The following is a 16,581-nucleotide window of genomic DNA, read 5'->3' on the forward strand; positions in this document are numbered from 1 at the left end:
CAGGCCCGGGCGAGTATGGTCGGCTCGCGGACTTGCGTCAAGTCTTGTCAATATCGACAAACTCCCGGGCTCTTTCGCGGGGCGTTGACGCCTATAATTCTCGTTGCCGGCCCGAGCGGCCCGCGATCCGGGCGCCTTGAAGGGAAGGACTCGGCTCGACGTCCCGGCATGGCATTCGACGGATCCGCAGGGGGGCGAAGATGTTACTGCTCCAGTCCATCTATGACATGATTCTCAGCCGGTCGCCGGAAACCCTGATCGTGGCGATCCTCGCCGCGCTGACGATCTCGCTGCCGGCGGCGGGGATCTTCGCCCTGATGCGCAAGAAATCGGCCGAGCCGGGGACGCTCGTCATCGGGCTGATGACGGCGACCAACGTGGGGGCGATGCTCCTGGCCGCCGGCTTCATCTGGTCGGAGAAGTCGGGGGGGGTGAACGCCAGCCCGAACCCGGGAGGGCAGATCCCCGGCAGCTTCGGCCCGGGGACATTCCTGGCACCCATGATCATGAGACTCGCCGACACCGATCAGGACGGCCGGATCCTCCCCGAGGAGGCGGCCAGGGCCGCCCAACAGTTCATCAGCCAGGCGGGCAATGTGGAAGCCGTGGCGCTCGACCAGGAGATGCTCGCCGAGGCCATCAACAAGGGCATGGGCGTTGCGATGGCGAACGGGGCCCATTTCGGGCACGGCGGCGACCGCAACCGCGGCGGCCACACGTTCAGCTCGCGGACGTTCGCCATCCACGACCCCAACCATGACGGGCAGATCAGCCGCGACGAGGCCCTCGACTTCCTCGATCGGCTCTACGACGAGAGCCACACCGAAGGGGGCCACTCCTTCAGCTACGAGGGCCTGGAACGCAACCTCCGACGCATGATGCGGCCCCCCAACATCCACAGCCGGGCCGACGCCAGGCCCAGGGCCGAACGCGACCCGAACGACCACGGCTGAGCGCCTGACGCATGAAATCAAGGAGGCCTCGGCCATCGCGAGATGAGTCGAGGCCTCCGCATGCGCTCATATCCAGATCAAGGCCGATTCGGCAACTTGACGAGCTTGAGCAAGCCCGCGTCGACGGGCTTGTCGTCGCCCGCCTCGGCCTGGGGGACGATGAGGGGCTGGTTGAACAGGTGGCCGGGAGGGTCGCTGTCGAACCGGACGTTGAGGTGATACGTCCCCTCGGGGACGTCGTCGATCCGGAACGAGCCGTCCTTGTCGGCGCTCGCGTAGAAGTAGGTGGCCGATAGTTGCCTGTTCGGATCCTCCACCCGGAGCGACACATCCGCGAGGTTCCAGCGCACCCGGCCCTTGAAGTCGTCGGGGGGCACGAGCTTGCCGACGACCGCGCGCCCCGTGCCGCCGAGGTTGATGCGGAGGGTCTTCCCCGCCGGGAAGTCGAAGTGGACCTGGGCCGACGAGGCCACCGTCGTCGCCCCCTGCCCCACGATGCGCCTGATCGACCGGCCGATGCTCCCCGGCCCGGGGAAGACGCGGTCGAAGCGGAACTTGCCGTCGGGTCCGGTGCTCCCCTCGTAACTCGTGAAGATGCTCGCCACGTCGTTGCCATACGAGTGGGGACTGCGGACGTTGAGCGTCAGGGGGATGTTGATACCCAGGTCCTTGCCGATGTGGAAGGTCCCCTCGACGCGCGCCCAGGGCTCCAGGCGGATGATCTTCGTGCGGTCCCATTCCGGCTTCGACTTGATGTGGGCGAAGCCGTCGGGGTGGGTGATGATCAATTGAAAATCCGTGTCCTGGGCGGGGAAGCGGAACCGGCCCGAGGCATCGGTCGTCTCCCTCGATGCATAAGTCGAACCATCGTCGATGTCGCCGTCCTTGATGTTGATCTGCGAGCCCGCGATCCCCAGCGCGATCCTCGCGCCGACGGCCGGCTTGAGGTTGGGGGTCACCACCTTGGCGGAGACGCCCAGGCCCGGCTTGAGGGCGAAATCGATGGTGATCGCCCCCTCGTCGAACCTGATCTCACGCGAGGTCATGGCTTCATATCCATCGGCCTCGATGCGGATGAGGCCGAGGTTCTCGCCCCGATCCTCCGCGATCCTGTACTGGCCGTCGTTGGCGACGAAGCTGTCGTTGCGGTTCCAGCCCTTCCGCCCGTCGGCCGTCTGCCAGCCGGGGACGACCCGGAACTTCGGGACCGGCTTCTTCGACTCGGCGTCGATGACGCGACCGGAAATCACCAGCGTGTCGGGAGTCCTGAAGACATACTCATCCTCGCGTGCGATGATCGGTTGCAGTACAAGTTGCATGCCGTCGGGCGGGCAGATATCGGCCTTGAACTCGTCGAGCGGCGCCTCATCCCAGGCCCATGAACCATCGGCGTCAGCGTATTCGTTGACGTTTTTGAACTCGAAATAATGGATCATGCCCCGCCAACGCTGGAAGTGAATCCGGGCCTTGGGGACGGGCTTGCCTCGCATGTCGACCACGCGGATGCGGACCTTGCCCCCCGGCTTCATGGCGAAGTCGACGGGGTCCATGCCGGCCTCGACGTTGATCTCCTTCATGTCGGTCGCCCGCCCCTTGGCGGCGACGACCAGGCGCGTGGGCGAGGCCTCGCAGGCGTCCAGGCGATAGGTCCCGTCCTGTCCGGTCTTGGTCTCGCGGAGGTCATTGAGGAACTTCGTATAGACCCTCGCCCCTGCGATGGGCTTGCCTGCCTCGTCGGTGACCTTGCCCGTCACCGTGAGGCCGCGATCCATCACGAGCTTCTCCGTCGGCTCCTTGCCGCGCTCGATGCCGTACTGGGCGCGAGACAGGTTCGATCGCAGGGGCTTGAAGCTCGGATGATTGAAGTCGAAGTGGACGAGGCTCAGCGAGTCGGGCACGCCATCGTAATGCCACTTGCCCGAGGCGTCGGTCCTGGTCGCGGAGCCGCCGAGGCCCTGACGCGTCATGCCCGGGCGCTTCTTGGCCTCGATGAAAGGGTCGACCTCCACGCCCTCGACGGGCTTACCATCGGCGTCGACGACGATGCCGCCGACCGACCACGCGGCATCCAGTTCGGCCTTGAGGAAGGCAGGTATGACCTCGTTGTTGACCGCCGCCTGCCACTCCGCCCAGTAGGGGCCGTAGCCTGGGAGGTTGATATAGATGTCGAGATTCATTTTGCCTTGAATTTCGACCATGATCCTCCCTTCGGCGTCCCCCTCGATGTCGATCCTGTAGGGGTCAGACTTCACGGTTTTACCCGTGAGGACTTGTTTGTCGGTGATTTGTGATTGAGTCTGGAATCTCGCCAGGGCACGGGGGATCGGCTTGCCGTCGGGCCCGACGACCTGGAGGGTGAATGCCTGCGTGGCGGCCTGATCCTTGAGCTTGGGGGCATCAGCCTTGGCGGGGGCAGGGGGTTCGGCCGAGGTCGAGCCGGGGCCGTTGGCGGCGCGGAGGTGGGGGACCGAGACGAGGGCGAAGAGCAGGATCGCCAGCATCGAGAGGGAGCCGGGCGTAGTCCGGATCGGGCGATCCACATCGATGAGCCTCTGCACGCGTCGGAGGCAGCAGGCCCTCGAGTCGAGCCCGAAGACGCCGAGGGCCCCCTCGAGCCTCCGCCGGCCGCGGTCGAAGTGCCGGAGCATCCGCACGAAGGCCTCGCCCGACTCCAGCCCCGACGCCTCGCTCAGCTCGAGCGCGAGGTCGTCGCAGGCGTACTCGCGCAACTGGTGGATCATCCGGTTCGCGACCCAGATCGCCGGGTTGAAGAAGTGCAGGATCGTCGCAAGCCGCTGGAAGGCCGCGACGAGCAGGTCGCGCCGCCTGACGTGCGCCAGCTCGTGGAGCAACACCCATCGGAGCTGCGGCCCCGAGAGCGACCCGGCGATTCCCGAGGGCAGCAGGATCGTCGGCCGCAGGATCCCCCAGACCGAGGCCGTGGGGACCTCCCGGCTCTCGACGACTCGGATCCTCGATCCCAGGCCGACGAGCCTGGCCAGCTCCTGGACCTCGCCCGCATGCCCCGACCCTGCCTCCGCCGAGATGCCGCGGAGCCTCGCCCGGAACCGGAGCTGGCTTACCACGAACCGGATCGCCAGGAAGCCCACGCTGGCGATCCATCCGAGCATGAACATCGCCGCGATTGAGAGTCGCTCGAAACGTGGAGTGGCGCGGGGCAAGGGCTGGGCGGCGAGGACGCTCGCGGGCCTTATCGAAGGAGTTGCCACCGCCGGCCGTGCCTCAATATTGGCGATGGTCGCGGGGGAGGTCGCCGGGGTTCTGTGAGGCTCGACGGCCGTCGTCATCGAATTGAAAGTAGGCTCAAATCTTGGATCCACTCGTGTTTTGGAAGTGACGACATGCTGCCTTGAATTCATCCAGCTCGACAATATTTCCAGCGGTGGCCATGCGAGGGCCGAGGGGACCGTCACGACGACGGGGAGCAACAGCTTGAGCGGGACGAGGAGGAAGAGGCAGTACCCCACCTGGGGCGACGCGCGGCGTCGGATGACGAGCCAGACGAGGCCGACGATGGCGAGTAGCAGGGCCGCGCTCAGCGACGCGGTGAGCATCCAGGCCGCCCATCGGGCCGCCGCGGAGTTGACGTAGGGAATCGCGACATTCCACATCCTCGATGTCCTCCCCTGCGAATGCTATCGATGGGTGACTTACTTATTCTTTCCCGGGTTCTTGAGCGATTTCTTCTTGGCGTCGATGAGCTTCTGCAGCGAGTCGAGGTCTTCCTCGCTGAGCGGGATGTTCTCGACCATGTGGGCCAGCAGCGGCCCCGTGACCCCCTCAACGGCGTTCGCCAGCAGGCTATCCGCGGCCGACTGGAAGGCCGACAACGCCGATTCCGCCGGCCGATAGACGAACCCGTTCCCCACCTGCGTCGTCGACACATACCCCTTGTCGACCAGCCGCTTGAGGATGGTCTTCACCGTCGCCGGCGTCCACGAATGCTGCTCCCCCGCGATGGTGTACACCTCGCGCGCCATCGCCTTCCGCAGCTCCCAGACGATCTTCATGACCTTCCACTCGGCCCTGGAAAGTTCCTTGCGATCCTCGAGCGTCATCATCCCTCCCCGCACCTCTGCGGCTACCCCGTCGGGCCTCTCGCCCTCCGGGATACCTCCGGTCAGTCTTCATGTCGAGGATCGTACGCAGATCGGTTACGTTTGTCAACGATCCGGCGATGGGAATCCTCCGCATGCGGGCCTCGGAGACGACGAGGGGCCATGCTTAAACACACGGCTGAGCACCCTGTCTCCGGGTGGCCGCGATTGGGACAATCGGGGTCGCGCAGCGACGAGAGGCCAGCCACAAGGAGCCTTTGCCGAGCACGCGGGCCATCCTACGAGAGGCTCGGCCGACACGGGAAAGCCCGCATTATTTATCGCCGCTTCTTCATATCTCCGGGTGGCCGCGGTTGGAACAACCGGGGTCGCGAAGCGACAAGAGGTTTCGAGCCGATCCCCGAGACCAAGACCGGGGGCCGTCTGCCAACACCTTGGGCGTCTCGCGTCCCCAGGGGACCGGCGAGGGCCCGACCGCCTCGCCCATGCGTTCTCGCCGGCATGGTCAATACCCGGAAATGCAGGGAAGGCCTTCGTGCTTGGCCGGGGCTAGTTGCGGTTGGCCTCTCGTCGCTGCGCGACCCCGATTGTCCCAATCGCGGCCACCCAATGAGGTAGGGCGGCGAGGGTTTGCGGATGGCCCCTCGTCGCCTCAGAAGCCCGCGTATCCGCCCAGACTTGCTACGGACGCTCGACGTAATCGAGGCCTGTGGGGCGACCCGTTTTATGACGAATCGATGCTTGGTCCACTTTGCCGTCGATCAGGCCGATCCGGATCTCGCCGCGAGGATCCTCCCATCGATCATCGCGATCGCCCAACCTGCCGCCCTGGCATCAACAACCCGCAAACTCAACGGGCCTCAGGCGCGTATCACCGAGGAATCCGGCGGGGGCTTTGCGGGGTCTCGCCCGGGCGGTACGTTGAGGGTCGCCGGGGCCGCATGTCGTTTCCGGCGAAGGGGCTCCGTCGACCGTGGAGAATTCTCCAGGAATTTTGGGAGGATCAGCCGGGCTAGCCGCTCTTAACACGTGATGGCGAGGCCCGAGGCGCGGTGAATCGGGCACGGAGCGGGTCAGGCGGGGGAGTCTTTCGAGGATGCGAGCCATGACAATCGGCCCGGCGGGGGGGAGCACGCAGGCCCTCCGCGACCTCTTCAGCTTCGGGACGGCGGCGGGCGTCGACGACGGCCAGTTGCTGGCCAGGTACAGCCGCTCGGGCGACGAGGCCGCGTTCGAGGCGTTGGTGACGCGGCACGGGCCGATGGTGCTGGCCACCTGCCGCGCGGTGCTCGGGCACGAGCAGGACGTCGAAGATGCCTTCCAGGCCACCTTCCTCGTGCTCGCCCGCAAGGCCGGCTCGGTCCGCGCCGGCGACGCCCTGGGGGGCTGGTTGCATCGCGTCGCCTACCGCGCGGCGGTGCAGGCGAGCGCCTCGGCGAGGCGTCGTCGGCTCCTCGAGACCGAGGCCGCGATCGCGAGCCTGCGGTCGGCTCCCGCCGAGACCGAGATCCCCGGCATCGTCCACGAGGAGCTCGATCGCTTGCCCGATCGCCAGCGCCTCCCCTTGATCCTCTGCGACCTGGAGGACCTCACCTATGAGCAGGCGGCGATGCGTCTCGGCTGGACCGAGCCGACCTTGCGGCACCGGCTCGCCGCTGCCCGGCAGCGGATCCGCGACCGCCTCGCCCGGCGGGGCCTGAACGCCGGGGCCGTCGGTAGCCTCGTCGGCCCCGCGGCCGGCGCGAGGCTCGAGGTCCCCGCCGCGTTGATCCGCCTGGCAGTCGCGGGGGCCGGCGGCGAGGAGGGTCCTGCGGTATCGATGATTGCAGATGGCCTCATGAGGATCGTGCTCCTCGGCAGGCTGAAGTTCGCGGCGGTCGGGCTGGCGCTGGTGGTCGTCACGGTCGCGACGACCGGGGTGCTCGCGGTCGGGGATCGGTCGGGGAGTTCGAGCGAGGCCGCCAAGAGGCGTCGCGCGATCGAGGCGAAGGCCAAGGCTCCCGCCGAGGATGGACCGGGGATCGAGGGGCGGGTCATCGACCTCGAGGGCCGGCCGGTGGAGGGGGCCCGGATCGAGTTGATGAACGTCGCGACGGCGCCGGATAGCCTCAAGAAGTGGCTGGAGCGGGCCCGGGATCTTGGCGTGCGGCATCCCCTCGACGGGCTCGTGCCGGGGAGTGTGCCGACGATCAACCACCTTCGGCGCATTTCCGGGGAGTTACCCAAATTTGCCACGACGGACCGGGATGGTCGCTTCCATCAGCCGGGGCTCGGGAACGATCAGGTCGCCGAGATCCGCATAAGCGGACCTACGATCGCCACCGTCCAGCGTTATATCATGGCACGCGACGGCGCCGCGGTCAGCGCCTTGATCCGCCAGGGGATGCCCGGCCAGAGGGCCTATTATTATCCCAGGCAATACGACCATGTGGTCACGCCCACCAAGCCGATTCAGGGCGTCGTCCAGGACCGCGAGAACGGCCAACCAATGGCTGGCGTGATCATCCGAGCCGCAGTTTACGACGAGCAGAGCCTGGTCCCCGCGCCGGGCATCTCTTCGACGACCGACAGTCGAGGGGCTTATCGGCTCGACGGCCTCCCGAGGGCGTCGTCCTATCGCCTCTTCGTCGATCCGGGTCGCGGTGTGCCGTATCCGAATGTCACGCTTCGCATCCCCGGGGACAGATTAACATCAAGGGCTGTGTTGTATAATGTGGCGATCAAGCGAGGGGTCATCGTCCGCGGCCGGGTGACCGAGAAGGAGACGGGCGAACCGGTGCGGGCAAGCCTTCATGTTTACACGTTCGACGAGAATCCCCACACCCGCGAATTTCCGGGGTACGGGGTGGGCAACCTGTCTCCCGTCTTCACCGAGGACGGCCGGTACGAGGCCGTCGCCCTGCCGGGCCGCGGGATCATCGGCGTCATCGTCGCGGGGTACTCACCCGCTTATCGGACGGAAGTTGGTGTCGATGGAATTCAAGGATATGACCCGAAATTCAAGGGCTTTCGGACACTCCCGCATTTCTGCATTGCCTCGAATTACCACACGCTCGCCGAGTTGAACATCCCCGAAGGGGTCGAGTCAATCACGCTGGATCTCCAGGTCGAAGGTGGTCGCACGATCGTCGTGAACCCGGTCGATCCCGAGGGGCGGCCGGTCTCCGACACGACGGCGGTCGGCATCAACGACCGGAGCGCCTGGGAAGAATTCTCGCAGCCGACCGACTCGATCAAGGTCGAGAGCTTCGACCCATCCCATCCCCGTCGCCTGACCGTGAGGCACGCGAGTCGAGGCCTCATCGGCTCGATCTTACTCAAGGGGGGCGAGGCCAGCCCGTTGACGCTCCGGCTGGAACCATCGGGCACGGTGATCGGTCGCCTCGTCGATGAGGAGGGCCGGCCTCTCGGCGGGCTCAGTGTCTCGAGCCTCAACGGTCTCTACCCGAGTCGACCCGCCGAGCAGGCGATCTTCCCCGACGGCGCCACCGACGGCGGCCTCCGCGTGGGCCGCGACGGGCGCTTCCGGATCGAGGGGCTCGTCCCCGGCCTCAAGTACGGCGCAGGCACGGGCGAGGATTTCAAGTATTACGTCGAGCTCTTCCGCGACCTCGTCGTCAAGCCCGGCGAAACCAGGGACCTGGGCGACCTCAAGGTGGTCCCACCGGACGAGAAGAAATGACGAGGCCGCCAAGTTTTTTATCGGGTCTCTTCGTCGCCCGTGAGCCGCGTCAGGGCCGGACCGTTAGCTTGCGGATCCGGTGATTGCCGTAGTCGGCCACGAAGACGTTACCGCGGTCGTCGACCGCCATGATGTCGAGGACGGAGAGCTCCGCCTGAAAGGCCGGGCCGCCGTCGCCGGCGTGACCTTGATGCCCGGTCCCGGCGACGGTGGTGATTTTGCCCTCAGGGTCAACCCGGCGAATCCGGAAGTTGCCCCCGTCGGCGATCATGAGGGACCCGTCAGGAGACACGGCCACGCCGCCAGGTTCGTTCAACTGGGCTCGGGTCGCGGGGATGTCGTCGCCGTTGGAACCTCGGTCGCCGGTGCCGGCCACGGTGGTGATGAGGCCGGTCGGAGTGACCTTCCGGACGGCGTGGTTGACGAGGTCGTCGATGTACAGGTTGCCTTGCGGGTCGAGCGCCAGGGATGCCGGCACATTCAGCTTCGCACGAGCGGCCGGGCCTCCGTCGCCGGAATAGCCCCGTTCCGTGCCCGCGAAGGTCGTGATCGTCCCGTCGGGGTCGACCTTGCGGATCCGGTGGTTGACCGCGTCGGCGATGTAGAGATTCCCGGCGTCGTCGGAGACCGTGGCGTCGGGGTGGTCCAGGGCGGCCTTCGCGGCAGGCCCCCCATCCCCATCGAATCCCCGCCTGCCGTCGCCGGCGACCGTGGAAATGATGCCGGCCTGGGTAATCTTGCGGACCCGATGGTTTTGCTGATCGGACACGAAGACCTGCCCGTGTCGGTCGACACTCACCCCGTACGGGGCCTTGAGCTGCGCCCGAGCGGCAGGACCGCCGTCGCCGCCGAAGCCCGGTTCGCCGGTCCCCGCGAAGGTCGTGATGGTCCCGTCCGCCGCGATCTTCCGAATGCGATGGTTCCCGGAGTCCGCCACGTAGAGATTGCCCTGCTGGTCCACGGCCACGGCGCAAGGACGGGCCAACTTCGCCTTGACCGCGGGACCGCCGTCTCCGGCGAACCCCGACTCGCCGTCGCCCGCCACGGTCGAGATGGTATACGACGCCCCGGGGCCGGTCTCGCCATGAGCCTGGTCAAGGGCGAGCGAGGGCAGGGCGGCCGCCGTGGCGAGCCAGATCACATTCCAGGCGACTGATGCAGGCATCTGAGGACGCAACATGGAGAGACCTCTGTAGGGACCAACGACCGGGGATAGCCTCGTTGCTATCCACCACAGTGTCGCGGCCCGACGCATCGCCGTCTTGAACGGTTGGAACCCGGCTCAAAGTTTCGCCAACGCCGCCCGGGCCGGCCAGAGGCTCCTCGGCGGGAGCCCGACGGTCGCGGAGAAGGACCGCGAGAAGTGCGCCTGGTCGGCAAACCCCGAGGTATGCGCGGCCTCGGCCAGGGTGGCCCCCTGCAAGACGAGCCCGCCGGCATCCGCCAGCCTCAGGCCCCGGAGGTACTCGCTCACCGGGCAGCCGAAGTGCCTGCGGAAGGCCCGCGCCACGTAGACCGGGTGGAGGTTCACGTCCCGGGCGACGTCCCGCAGGCCGACGGTCTCGCGCGACCGAGCCCGCAGGAACTCCTCGGCCGAGCGGAGCCAGGCCGGGGCGCGTCCCGAGTCGCCGTGACGGGATGGGTCGGGGACAGCCGCGAGGAACTCCGTGACCTGCGTCTCCAGGTCGGCTTCGGCGCGGGGGTCGGACTGAAACGCGGTGACCAGGAGCCGGAGTATCGCCGGCCGGATCCAGGCCCGGTCGAGCGCCAGGGGCTCGGCCAGGTCTCCGCGATCGAGTTGATTGCGCTCGAGCCAGGGGGGCTCGTACTCGATGTTCAGCCCGCGCATGCCCTGCGGGCCGTACTCCGCGGCGTGGGGATGCCCCGAGGGATGGAACACGAGGCTGAAGTGCGGCTGATCGTACTGGCCGTGCGCGGTGCGGGCGTGGTCGCGGTGGGAGCCGTCCAGGAGGATGAAGAACGTCGGGTTCGCATGTTCATGCCAGGGCTCGACCGGGCCGGGCCTGTAGGCCGACACGGTGAGGAGTAGCCCGTTGACGCGCCGTTCCCAGTTCTGGCGGCCGAAGAACTCGCCGGGTCGAAGCCGCTTCACCGCTTGGTTCCTCCCGCGCGGGGCGCAAAAGCACGACGGCCGAGAGGGTACTCCGCGGACTTCGGGATATCCAGGGAAAAGCGGTCAGCGGAAGGTCACCACCAACTCTCGCGGAGCCGCTTCGACTCCCGCCCGAAGTCGGACTCCTTCCGGCGATGCCCTTTCGCCTGAACACTCAACTGGTCGGCCGCGGATGTCTGGCCCTGCGAACGGAGGAGGGCGGCCTGCCGTTCGTCGTCGCGGGCATGCAGCGCCTCGCTCCTGGACATGTCGAGGAGGAACTGGGCCCGGACGCGGTTGTTGGCCCATTTGGGCCTCGCCCGATACGCGATCGGGGCCACGTAAATCAGGATCGCCAGGAAGGCGCCGATCCCCAGGAGCCTCCACAGGCGGTTCTTCAGTTGCCGGTTGTCCATATCTCACCTCGGACAGCATGTGCTCGTGCGTTCAAGTGTATCCAACGCCCCGCGGACGGCAAGGTCGTGGTTTACACGGAGGTTATCATTTACGAATCACGATTTAATAGTTGTATAAGGCGACGGCCCTTCGTGTTCGCTCCTCCCGCCGCAAGCGGGCCATCGTTCGGGTCGAGGTCCGCGTTAAACGTGGGGCGAAACTGCACAAAATAACTTATGCACATGGGTTAGTTAAGCCTGTCTCCCTCGTTTCGTCCCTCGGCCGATCTCCTGGGACCCTTGAGTTTGGCCCTGGGAGCCTCGCCCGAAGCATGTGCTGAAACCTTGACTTGGTGGTATTGGGTGGCCGCGATTGGGACGATCGGGGTCGCGCAGCGACGAGAGGCCGAATGCAAACCGCCCCGGTCGGCCCGAGCGCCCGCCTCGGGATTTCCCTCGCTGAACCGCGAGCCTCGGTGACGCCGAATGGCCCTACGCAAACCCTCGCGTCCCCACGGTCTCCGGGTGGCCGCGATTGGAACAATCGGGGTCGCGAAGCGACGAGAGGCAAAGCGCAAACGACCACGGCTTTCACAGAGGCCCTCCTCGCTCGGTCCGGCCAGACGGAGAGGGCATTGGCAAGATCTCCGGCCTTTTCGCCGTTCCGGCGTGGTCCCATCTGGGGTCATCCGACCCGATGGCTCGATCGTCCACGAGGGAGACTTCGATCCCCGGGGATCGAATACGGGCGTCCGCGAAATAGCCGGGGCGGACTGCAAGTGGCCTCTCGTCGCTGCGCGACCCCGATTGTTCCAATCGCGGCCACCCTACATTCCCCTCAGTTAAGGTTGTGCATTCCGCGATATGGTCCTTTGGCCAGGGGCCTCGGCCCTTGATTCTGGCTGCGGGATCCTCGCCCGGGGCATGGGCCATAGCCTTAACCAAGGGTATTGAGGCTAACCACCGGCAACCATGATATCCAGGCCGCGAGGCGGTCATCGATCCGGCGAACTCAAGAGATGCCCGAGGCGTGCAGCCGACGTTTCAATCGGTTATGCTCGACCCGGCGAGGTCGAAACTCAAAGAACCTATTCGAATATAAATCGATTCCGCCGATCGGATCCGATAAATAGGGAGCTTATCAACCGAATAAGCGAGGCTAACGTGCCACCGACTGCATGCCCGAATTGCAAGAGTGAGAAGCTGACCCTGGGGGGCTCCGGGCACGGTTCCAGCCGGGTTTCCGCCTGCTCGGGGACGTCCCCCTGTACGGGGCGGCTTGCCTGGAATGTGGGGTCGTCACGCCTTATCTCGACAATCAGAATCTCGCCAAGGTCCGGCAGTCGGAAACCGAGTCCAGGTGATTGGAGTCTCGGCGGCGCGCATCTTGAGGTCGAAGCTCGCCAATTTCCTGGAATTCGGGAACCGAATCGGCGCCAGGCGAGGCTATCCCGGTCGAAAGGGCCTGCCGGGTAGGGGTCGCGGGCGGACGAGCGGATCTCGCCGCGACCTGGCGGGCCATCGGATCGGACCGGATAGGGGGCTTGGCCCGTGACAATCTCTGCGCGTGACGGCGTCGTGAAGGATCTCGGCACACTCTTCGATGTCGGGGGTTTCGCGAACCTGACGGACGGCCAGTTGCTGGAACGGTTCATGCGCCGAGACGACGAGTCCTCCGAACGGGCCATCGAAATCCTCGTCGAGCGGCACGGGCCGATGGTGCTGAGCGTCTGCCGCAACCTGCTGCCGGATGCGCACGACGCCGAGGACGCATTCCAGGCGACATTCCTGGTGCTGATCCGGAAGGCCGGGGCGATCCGGAAGCTGGACTCATGCGGGAGCTGGCTCCACGGCGTCGCCCTGCGCGAGGCGGCGGGGCTCCGGTATGCGGGCTCGCGTCGGAGGGAGCGCGAGCGGATCGCCGCGAGGGAAGCGGAGGCCCGCCGCGACTCGACGCCCGGCGATCCGCCGGATGAGCTGCCCGCCTTGATCCACGAGGAACTCGGCCGGCTCCGGGAGCAGCATCGGTCCCCCTTGGTGCTCTGCCACCTCGAGGGCCTCTCGTGCGAGGAGGCCGCGAGTCGGCTCGGGTGGCCGGTCGGGACCGTGAAGAGCCGCCTGTCCCGGGGCCGCGAGCGATTGCGCCGGCAGTTGATCCGACGCGGGATTGCCCCGACTCTTGCGTCGGCCTGGGGAGACGGCCTCGTCTCGAAGGCCAACGCGGTCGTCCCCGCCTCGCTCGCGGCCAGGGTCGTCGAGGGCGCCCGGCTCGCCTCCCGAGGCGCCGCCATCCTGACCCCCGCCTCGCTCGCGGCCACGCTGCGGACGGAGTTGGTGCACGGCTCGTTGAGGCGCGTCGTCGCCTCCGGCGCGGCGATGCTGGTGGTCGGCGTGGCCCTGGCCGCGGCCTATGCCCAGAAGTCGGGGATTGAGGATTCGCCGGCCCTCGGTTCGGTGCCCGGGAAGTCGCCGAGGGCCTTGCCGGCGAAACCGCCGAGGGTTCTGCTTCCGCCGATCCATGCCAGGGTCGTCGACACCCAGGGCAGGGCGGTCGTGGGGGCGGAGGTCATCGCCTTTACGTGGGACCAAGCGGTCTCTCGGCAAAGGACCGATCGCGAGGGTTTGGTCGTTTTCGACAAGCCGCGAGCCGACGAACCATTTTCATTGCTTGCGCGAGCGAAAGACGCGGTGGGTGGCCACACCCACTACCCCCCAATGGACCTCGAGGGCGGGACCGCCGGTAGGCCTCTGACGCTCGTGCTCCGGCCCCTGACGCACCGGTTCAAGGGCTCCGTCGTCGATATGCAAGGGCACCCGATTTCCGGAGTCCGGGTTTTTGGACGGGGGCTGCGATTCGAGGAGACCAACCTCTTCCTGCAACAGCTTTTCGTCGAGCAGGAGGCCTATCCTTTCGGTACCGGCATGACCGATGCCGGGGGTCACTTCGAACTCATGCTGCCGGCGGGAGTGGACGTCCCGCTCGCCTTCCTCCATCCTCGGTACGTCAATGTCCAAATCGACGCCCTCTACGACATGGATTTCCTGGAGCCTATCAAGCTCCAGGCGTCGGGCCGGATCACCGGACGGGTCATCGATGCGGCGACCGGTGCTCCAATCGCCCGGGCACAGGTCAGCTACCAGCCTCTGGAATATCCCAACGACAGCAACGGCGAAACAGGGTCCGCCACTAGCGATGCCGAAGGCCGATTCGCGATCGGAGGACTCGAGGCCGGGGTCCACAACGTCTGCCTTTCGCCAATACCGGGAAGGCCGAAGGCGACGGCCCTCGCCGCGAAAGGCGTTCGCGTCCGCGCCGACGAGGACGCAACCATCGAGTTCAAGGTCTTCGATGGCCGGCCGCTCAAGGGTGTTGTCATCGATCCTACGACGAATGAGCCGCATCCTGACGTCTGGGTCTCCTGTCAAAGCTCCGCGCATCCCATCTCGGGGAGCCTTTCGGGTTATTGTCGCGGTGACGATCAGGGCAAATTCCAATTCTTCGTGCCTCCCGGGGACGTTTTTGTCTCCCTGAATGTTCCGGATTCCGGACCACGCGGGCATGCCTGGGCCAAAATCCCCGAGGAGGGCGAGGTCCCTGCGATTCGCATCGTCGGGCCGAGCCCGGCCCCGCCTCCTGCGGCTCAGCCAGCAGGCATCGGTGGGACGATCACAAAGACCCGGGTCGTCAAGAGCGTCCGACAACGGTCTGTTCCCCGGATTCCCCGATTGCCCGAGGGAAGGACCGTGATCGGGAAAGTCGTCGACGGCGACGGCCGACCGATTGTCGACGCCAAGGTCGATGCTCGCGTCAGCAAAACTGAGAAGTACTTGATCAGGCATGTCGTCGTCGACGGCGACGGCCGACCGATTGTCGACGCCAAGGCCGATGCTCGCGTCAGCAAGACTGAGAAGTACTTGAATGGTATCTCCACGCGTTGGAACACGATCTGTTCCGTGGTGAGCGACCGCGAGGGGACATTCATCGCCCGGGGGCTCCCCCGGGGCGAGGTCACGATGCATGCGACTTACGATCGAGGCCGCGAATCGAAAAGGCTCACCGAGATCCTCTCGGATGACCAGGACACCGTCGAATTCAGGTTCCTCCCCAGTACGCCCCTCGACGACGGCATCCCTCGTTAAATCTTCGTTAGCTTGAATGAATCATGCCGGCATGATTTTGAAACAGGCGCGTCCTCGGGGCATCCTCCGGGCGACGCGCCGCAAGGTCTATCAACCCGCTAGACCCCGGCGAGGCGCAAGGCCAGGGGTACCAGGATCGCCGTGACGAGGGCGTGGAGGCCGATGGCGAGGCCGGCGAAGGCGCCGGGCTCGTTGCCCTCCTGGAAGGCCCTGGCGGCGCCGGCGCCGTGGGAGCACATGCCGAGGGCGAAGCCTCGGGCGGCGTTCGAGCGGCGGCCGAGGAGGCGCTCGGCGACGTCGAGCATGCCGGGGGCGGTGATCGAGCCGAAGAGGCCCGTCATCAGGACGAACCCCGCCGTCAGCGGGAGCGAGCCGCCGAGCCGCTCGGAGACCGCGATTGCGACGGGGGTCGTCACGCTCTTGGGGGCGCACGACGCGATGAGGAGCCGCCCGGAGCCCAGCGCGGCGAGCGTCGACACCGTGATGCCGAGGCTCGTCACCGCCCCGGCGAGCGTCGCGCCGGCCAGGGGAGGAGGGCGTCGCGCACGCGATGCCGCTGCTCATAGAGCGGGACGGCCAGGGCGACGGTCGCCGGGCCGAGCATGTAGTGGATGAACCTCGCCCCGGAGAAATACGCGGCGTAATCGACCCTCGCCAGCTTCAGGCAAGGGACGAGCAGGATCACCGCGCAGAGCAAGGGGTTGAAGATGGCCCGGCGGCCCGACCAGCGGAAGAGGCCCTCGCCCACCTCGTAGCAGGCGAGCGTCAGGGCTAGCGCGAACGTCTCGGTCTGCGTGATCATGCCGAAGGCTCCCGCCCCGGCTTCCCCCCGCGCAGGGCGTCGAACGCCAGGGCGCTCGCGAGGGCCGTGCCCCAGGTGCTGACGACGATCAGGACCAGGAGGAACGGCCCTTGTTTGGCGATGTCGCCGAAGACTGCCATGATCCCCGCGCTGGCCGGGACGAAGAACAGGAGCATGTTCTTCAACAACGTATGCGAGAACGTCGCGATCTTCGCGTGCAGGCCCGGCACGACGCACAGGGCCGCGAACAGGACCACCGCGCCGACGACCGTGCCGGGCACGGGCAGGCGGCACCCCCGGGCGATGACCTCGCCGATCAACTGCGCCAGGACGAGGGTCAGGAACGGGAAGAAAGCCGAGAACATCGCCGAACACCCTTTCGGCCTCGGGGCCAATTGCGATACACTGCGTCTCGTT

At 66.6% G+C, this 16,581-nt stretch carries 9 protein-coding genes and 1 pseudogene; 3 read left to right on the forward strand and 7 right to left on the reverse strand.

Going from position 1 to position 16,581, the window contains the following annotated elements; genetic code table 11:
- Positions 1-200: 200 nt before the first annotated feature.
- Positions 201-953: a hypothetical protein gene (locus ACOYYX_RS38760; RefSeq protein WP_422931960.1), complete on the forward strand. Its 753-nt coding sequence runs from the start codon at positions 201-203 to the stop codon at positions 951-953.
- 77 nt (positions 954-1,030) lie between these two features.
- Here ACOYYX_RS38760 and ACOYYX_RS38765 read toward each other — a convergent pair whose 3' ends face one another.
- Both ACOYYX_RS38765 and ACOYYX_RS38770 read right to left on the reverse strand, forming a co-directional pair.
- A complete protein-coding gene (locus ACOYYX_RS38765; protein ID WP_422931961.1) occupies positions 1,031-4,585 on the reverse strand; it encodes a carboxypeptidase regulatory-like domain-containing protein in 3,555 nt (1,184 codons plus the stop codon).
- Positions 4,586-4,624: 39 nt separating this feature from the next.
- On the reverse strand, positions 4,625-5,035 hold the full coding sequence (locus ACOYYX_RS38770) for a BlaI/MecI/CopY family transcriptional regulator (RefSeq protein WP_422931962.1): 411 nt from the start codon (positions 5,033-5,035) through the stop codon (positions 4,625-4,627).
- Positions 5,036-6,128: 1,093 nt separating this feature from the next.
- Between ACOYYX_RS38770 and ACOYYX_RS38775 the strand changes: the two genes are divergently transcribed.
- On the forward strand, positions 6,129-8,714 hold the full coding sequence (locus tag ACOYYX_RS38775; protein ID WP_422931963.1) for a sigma-70 family RNA polymerase sigma factor: 2,586 nt from the start codon (positions 6,129-6,131) through the stop codon (positions 8,712-8,714).
- A 49-nt stretch (positions 8,715-8,763) separates the two neighbouring features.
- Here the strand turns inward: ACOYYX_RS38775 and ACOYYX_RS38780 are convergent, their stop codons facing one another.
- The 3 genes from ACOYYX_RS38780 to ACOYYX_RS38790 form a co-directional block, all read right to left on the reverse strand.
- The gene (locus tag ACOYYX_RS38780) at positions 8,764-9,894 is read right to left on the reverse strand and encodes an NHL repeat-containing protein (RefSeq protein WP_422931964.1); all 1,131 of its coding nucleotides are present in this window, start codon (positions 9,892-9,894) and stop codon (positions 8,764-8,766) included.
- A 102-nt stretch (positions 9,895-9,996) separates the two neighbouring features.
- A complete protein-coding gene (locus ACOYYX_RS38785; protein ID WP_422931965.1) occupies positions 9,997-10,827 on the reverse strand; it encodes a helix-turn-helix domain-containing protein in 831 nt (276 codons plus the stop codon).
- A gap of 95 nt (positions 10,828-10,922) precedes the next feature.
- Positions 10,923-11,243 (reverse strand): hypothetical protein, encoded by a 321-nt coding sequence (locus ACOYYX_RS38790; RefSeq protein ID WP_422931966.1) that lies wholly within the window; start codon positions 11,241-11,243, stop codon positions 10,923-10,925.
- Between the two features lie 1,530 nt (positions 11,244-12,773).
- Between ACOYYX_RS38790 and ACOYYX_RS38795 the strand changes: the two genes are divergently transcribed.
- On the forward strand, positions 12,774-15,362 hold the full coding sequence (locus tag ACOYYX_RS38795) for a sigma-70 family RNA polymerase sigma factor (protein ID WP_422931967.1): 2,589 nt from the start codon (positions 12,774-12,776) through the stop codon (positions 15,360-15,362).
- Between the two features lie 98 nt (positions 15,363-15,460).
- On the opposite strand, the pseudogene ACOYYX_RS38800 reads toward ACOYYX_RS38795, so the two are convergent.
- Both ACOYYX_RS38800 and ACOYYX_RS38805 read right to left on the reverse strand, forming a co-directional pair.
- Positions 15,461-16,164 (reverse strand): annotated as a pseudogene (locus ACOYYX_RS38800) (LrgB family protein).
- Entirely contained in the window at positions 16,161-16,529 is a 369-nt protein-coding gene (locus ACOYYX_RS38805) for a CidA/LrgA family protein (RefSeq protein ID WP_422931968.1), read from the reverse strand. Before ACOYYX_RS38805 ends, ACOYYX_RS38800 begins: the two are co-directional and overlap by 4 nt.
- Between the last annotated feature and the right edge of the window lie 52 nt (positions 16,530-16,581).

Origin of the sequence: Singulisphaera chitinilytica (assembly GCF_049331405.1) — a bacterium.
Classification (GTDB): Bacteria; Planctomycetota; Planctomycetia; order Isosphaerales; family Isosphaeraceae; genus PoT.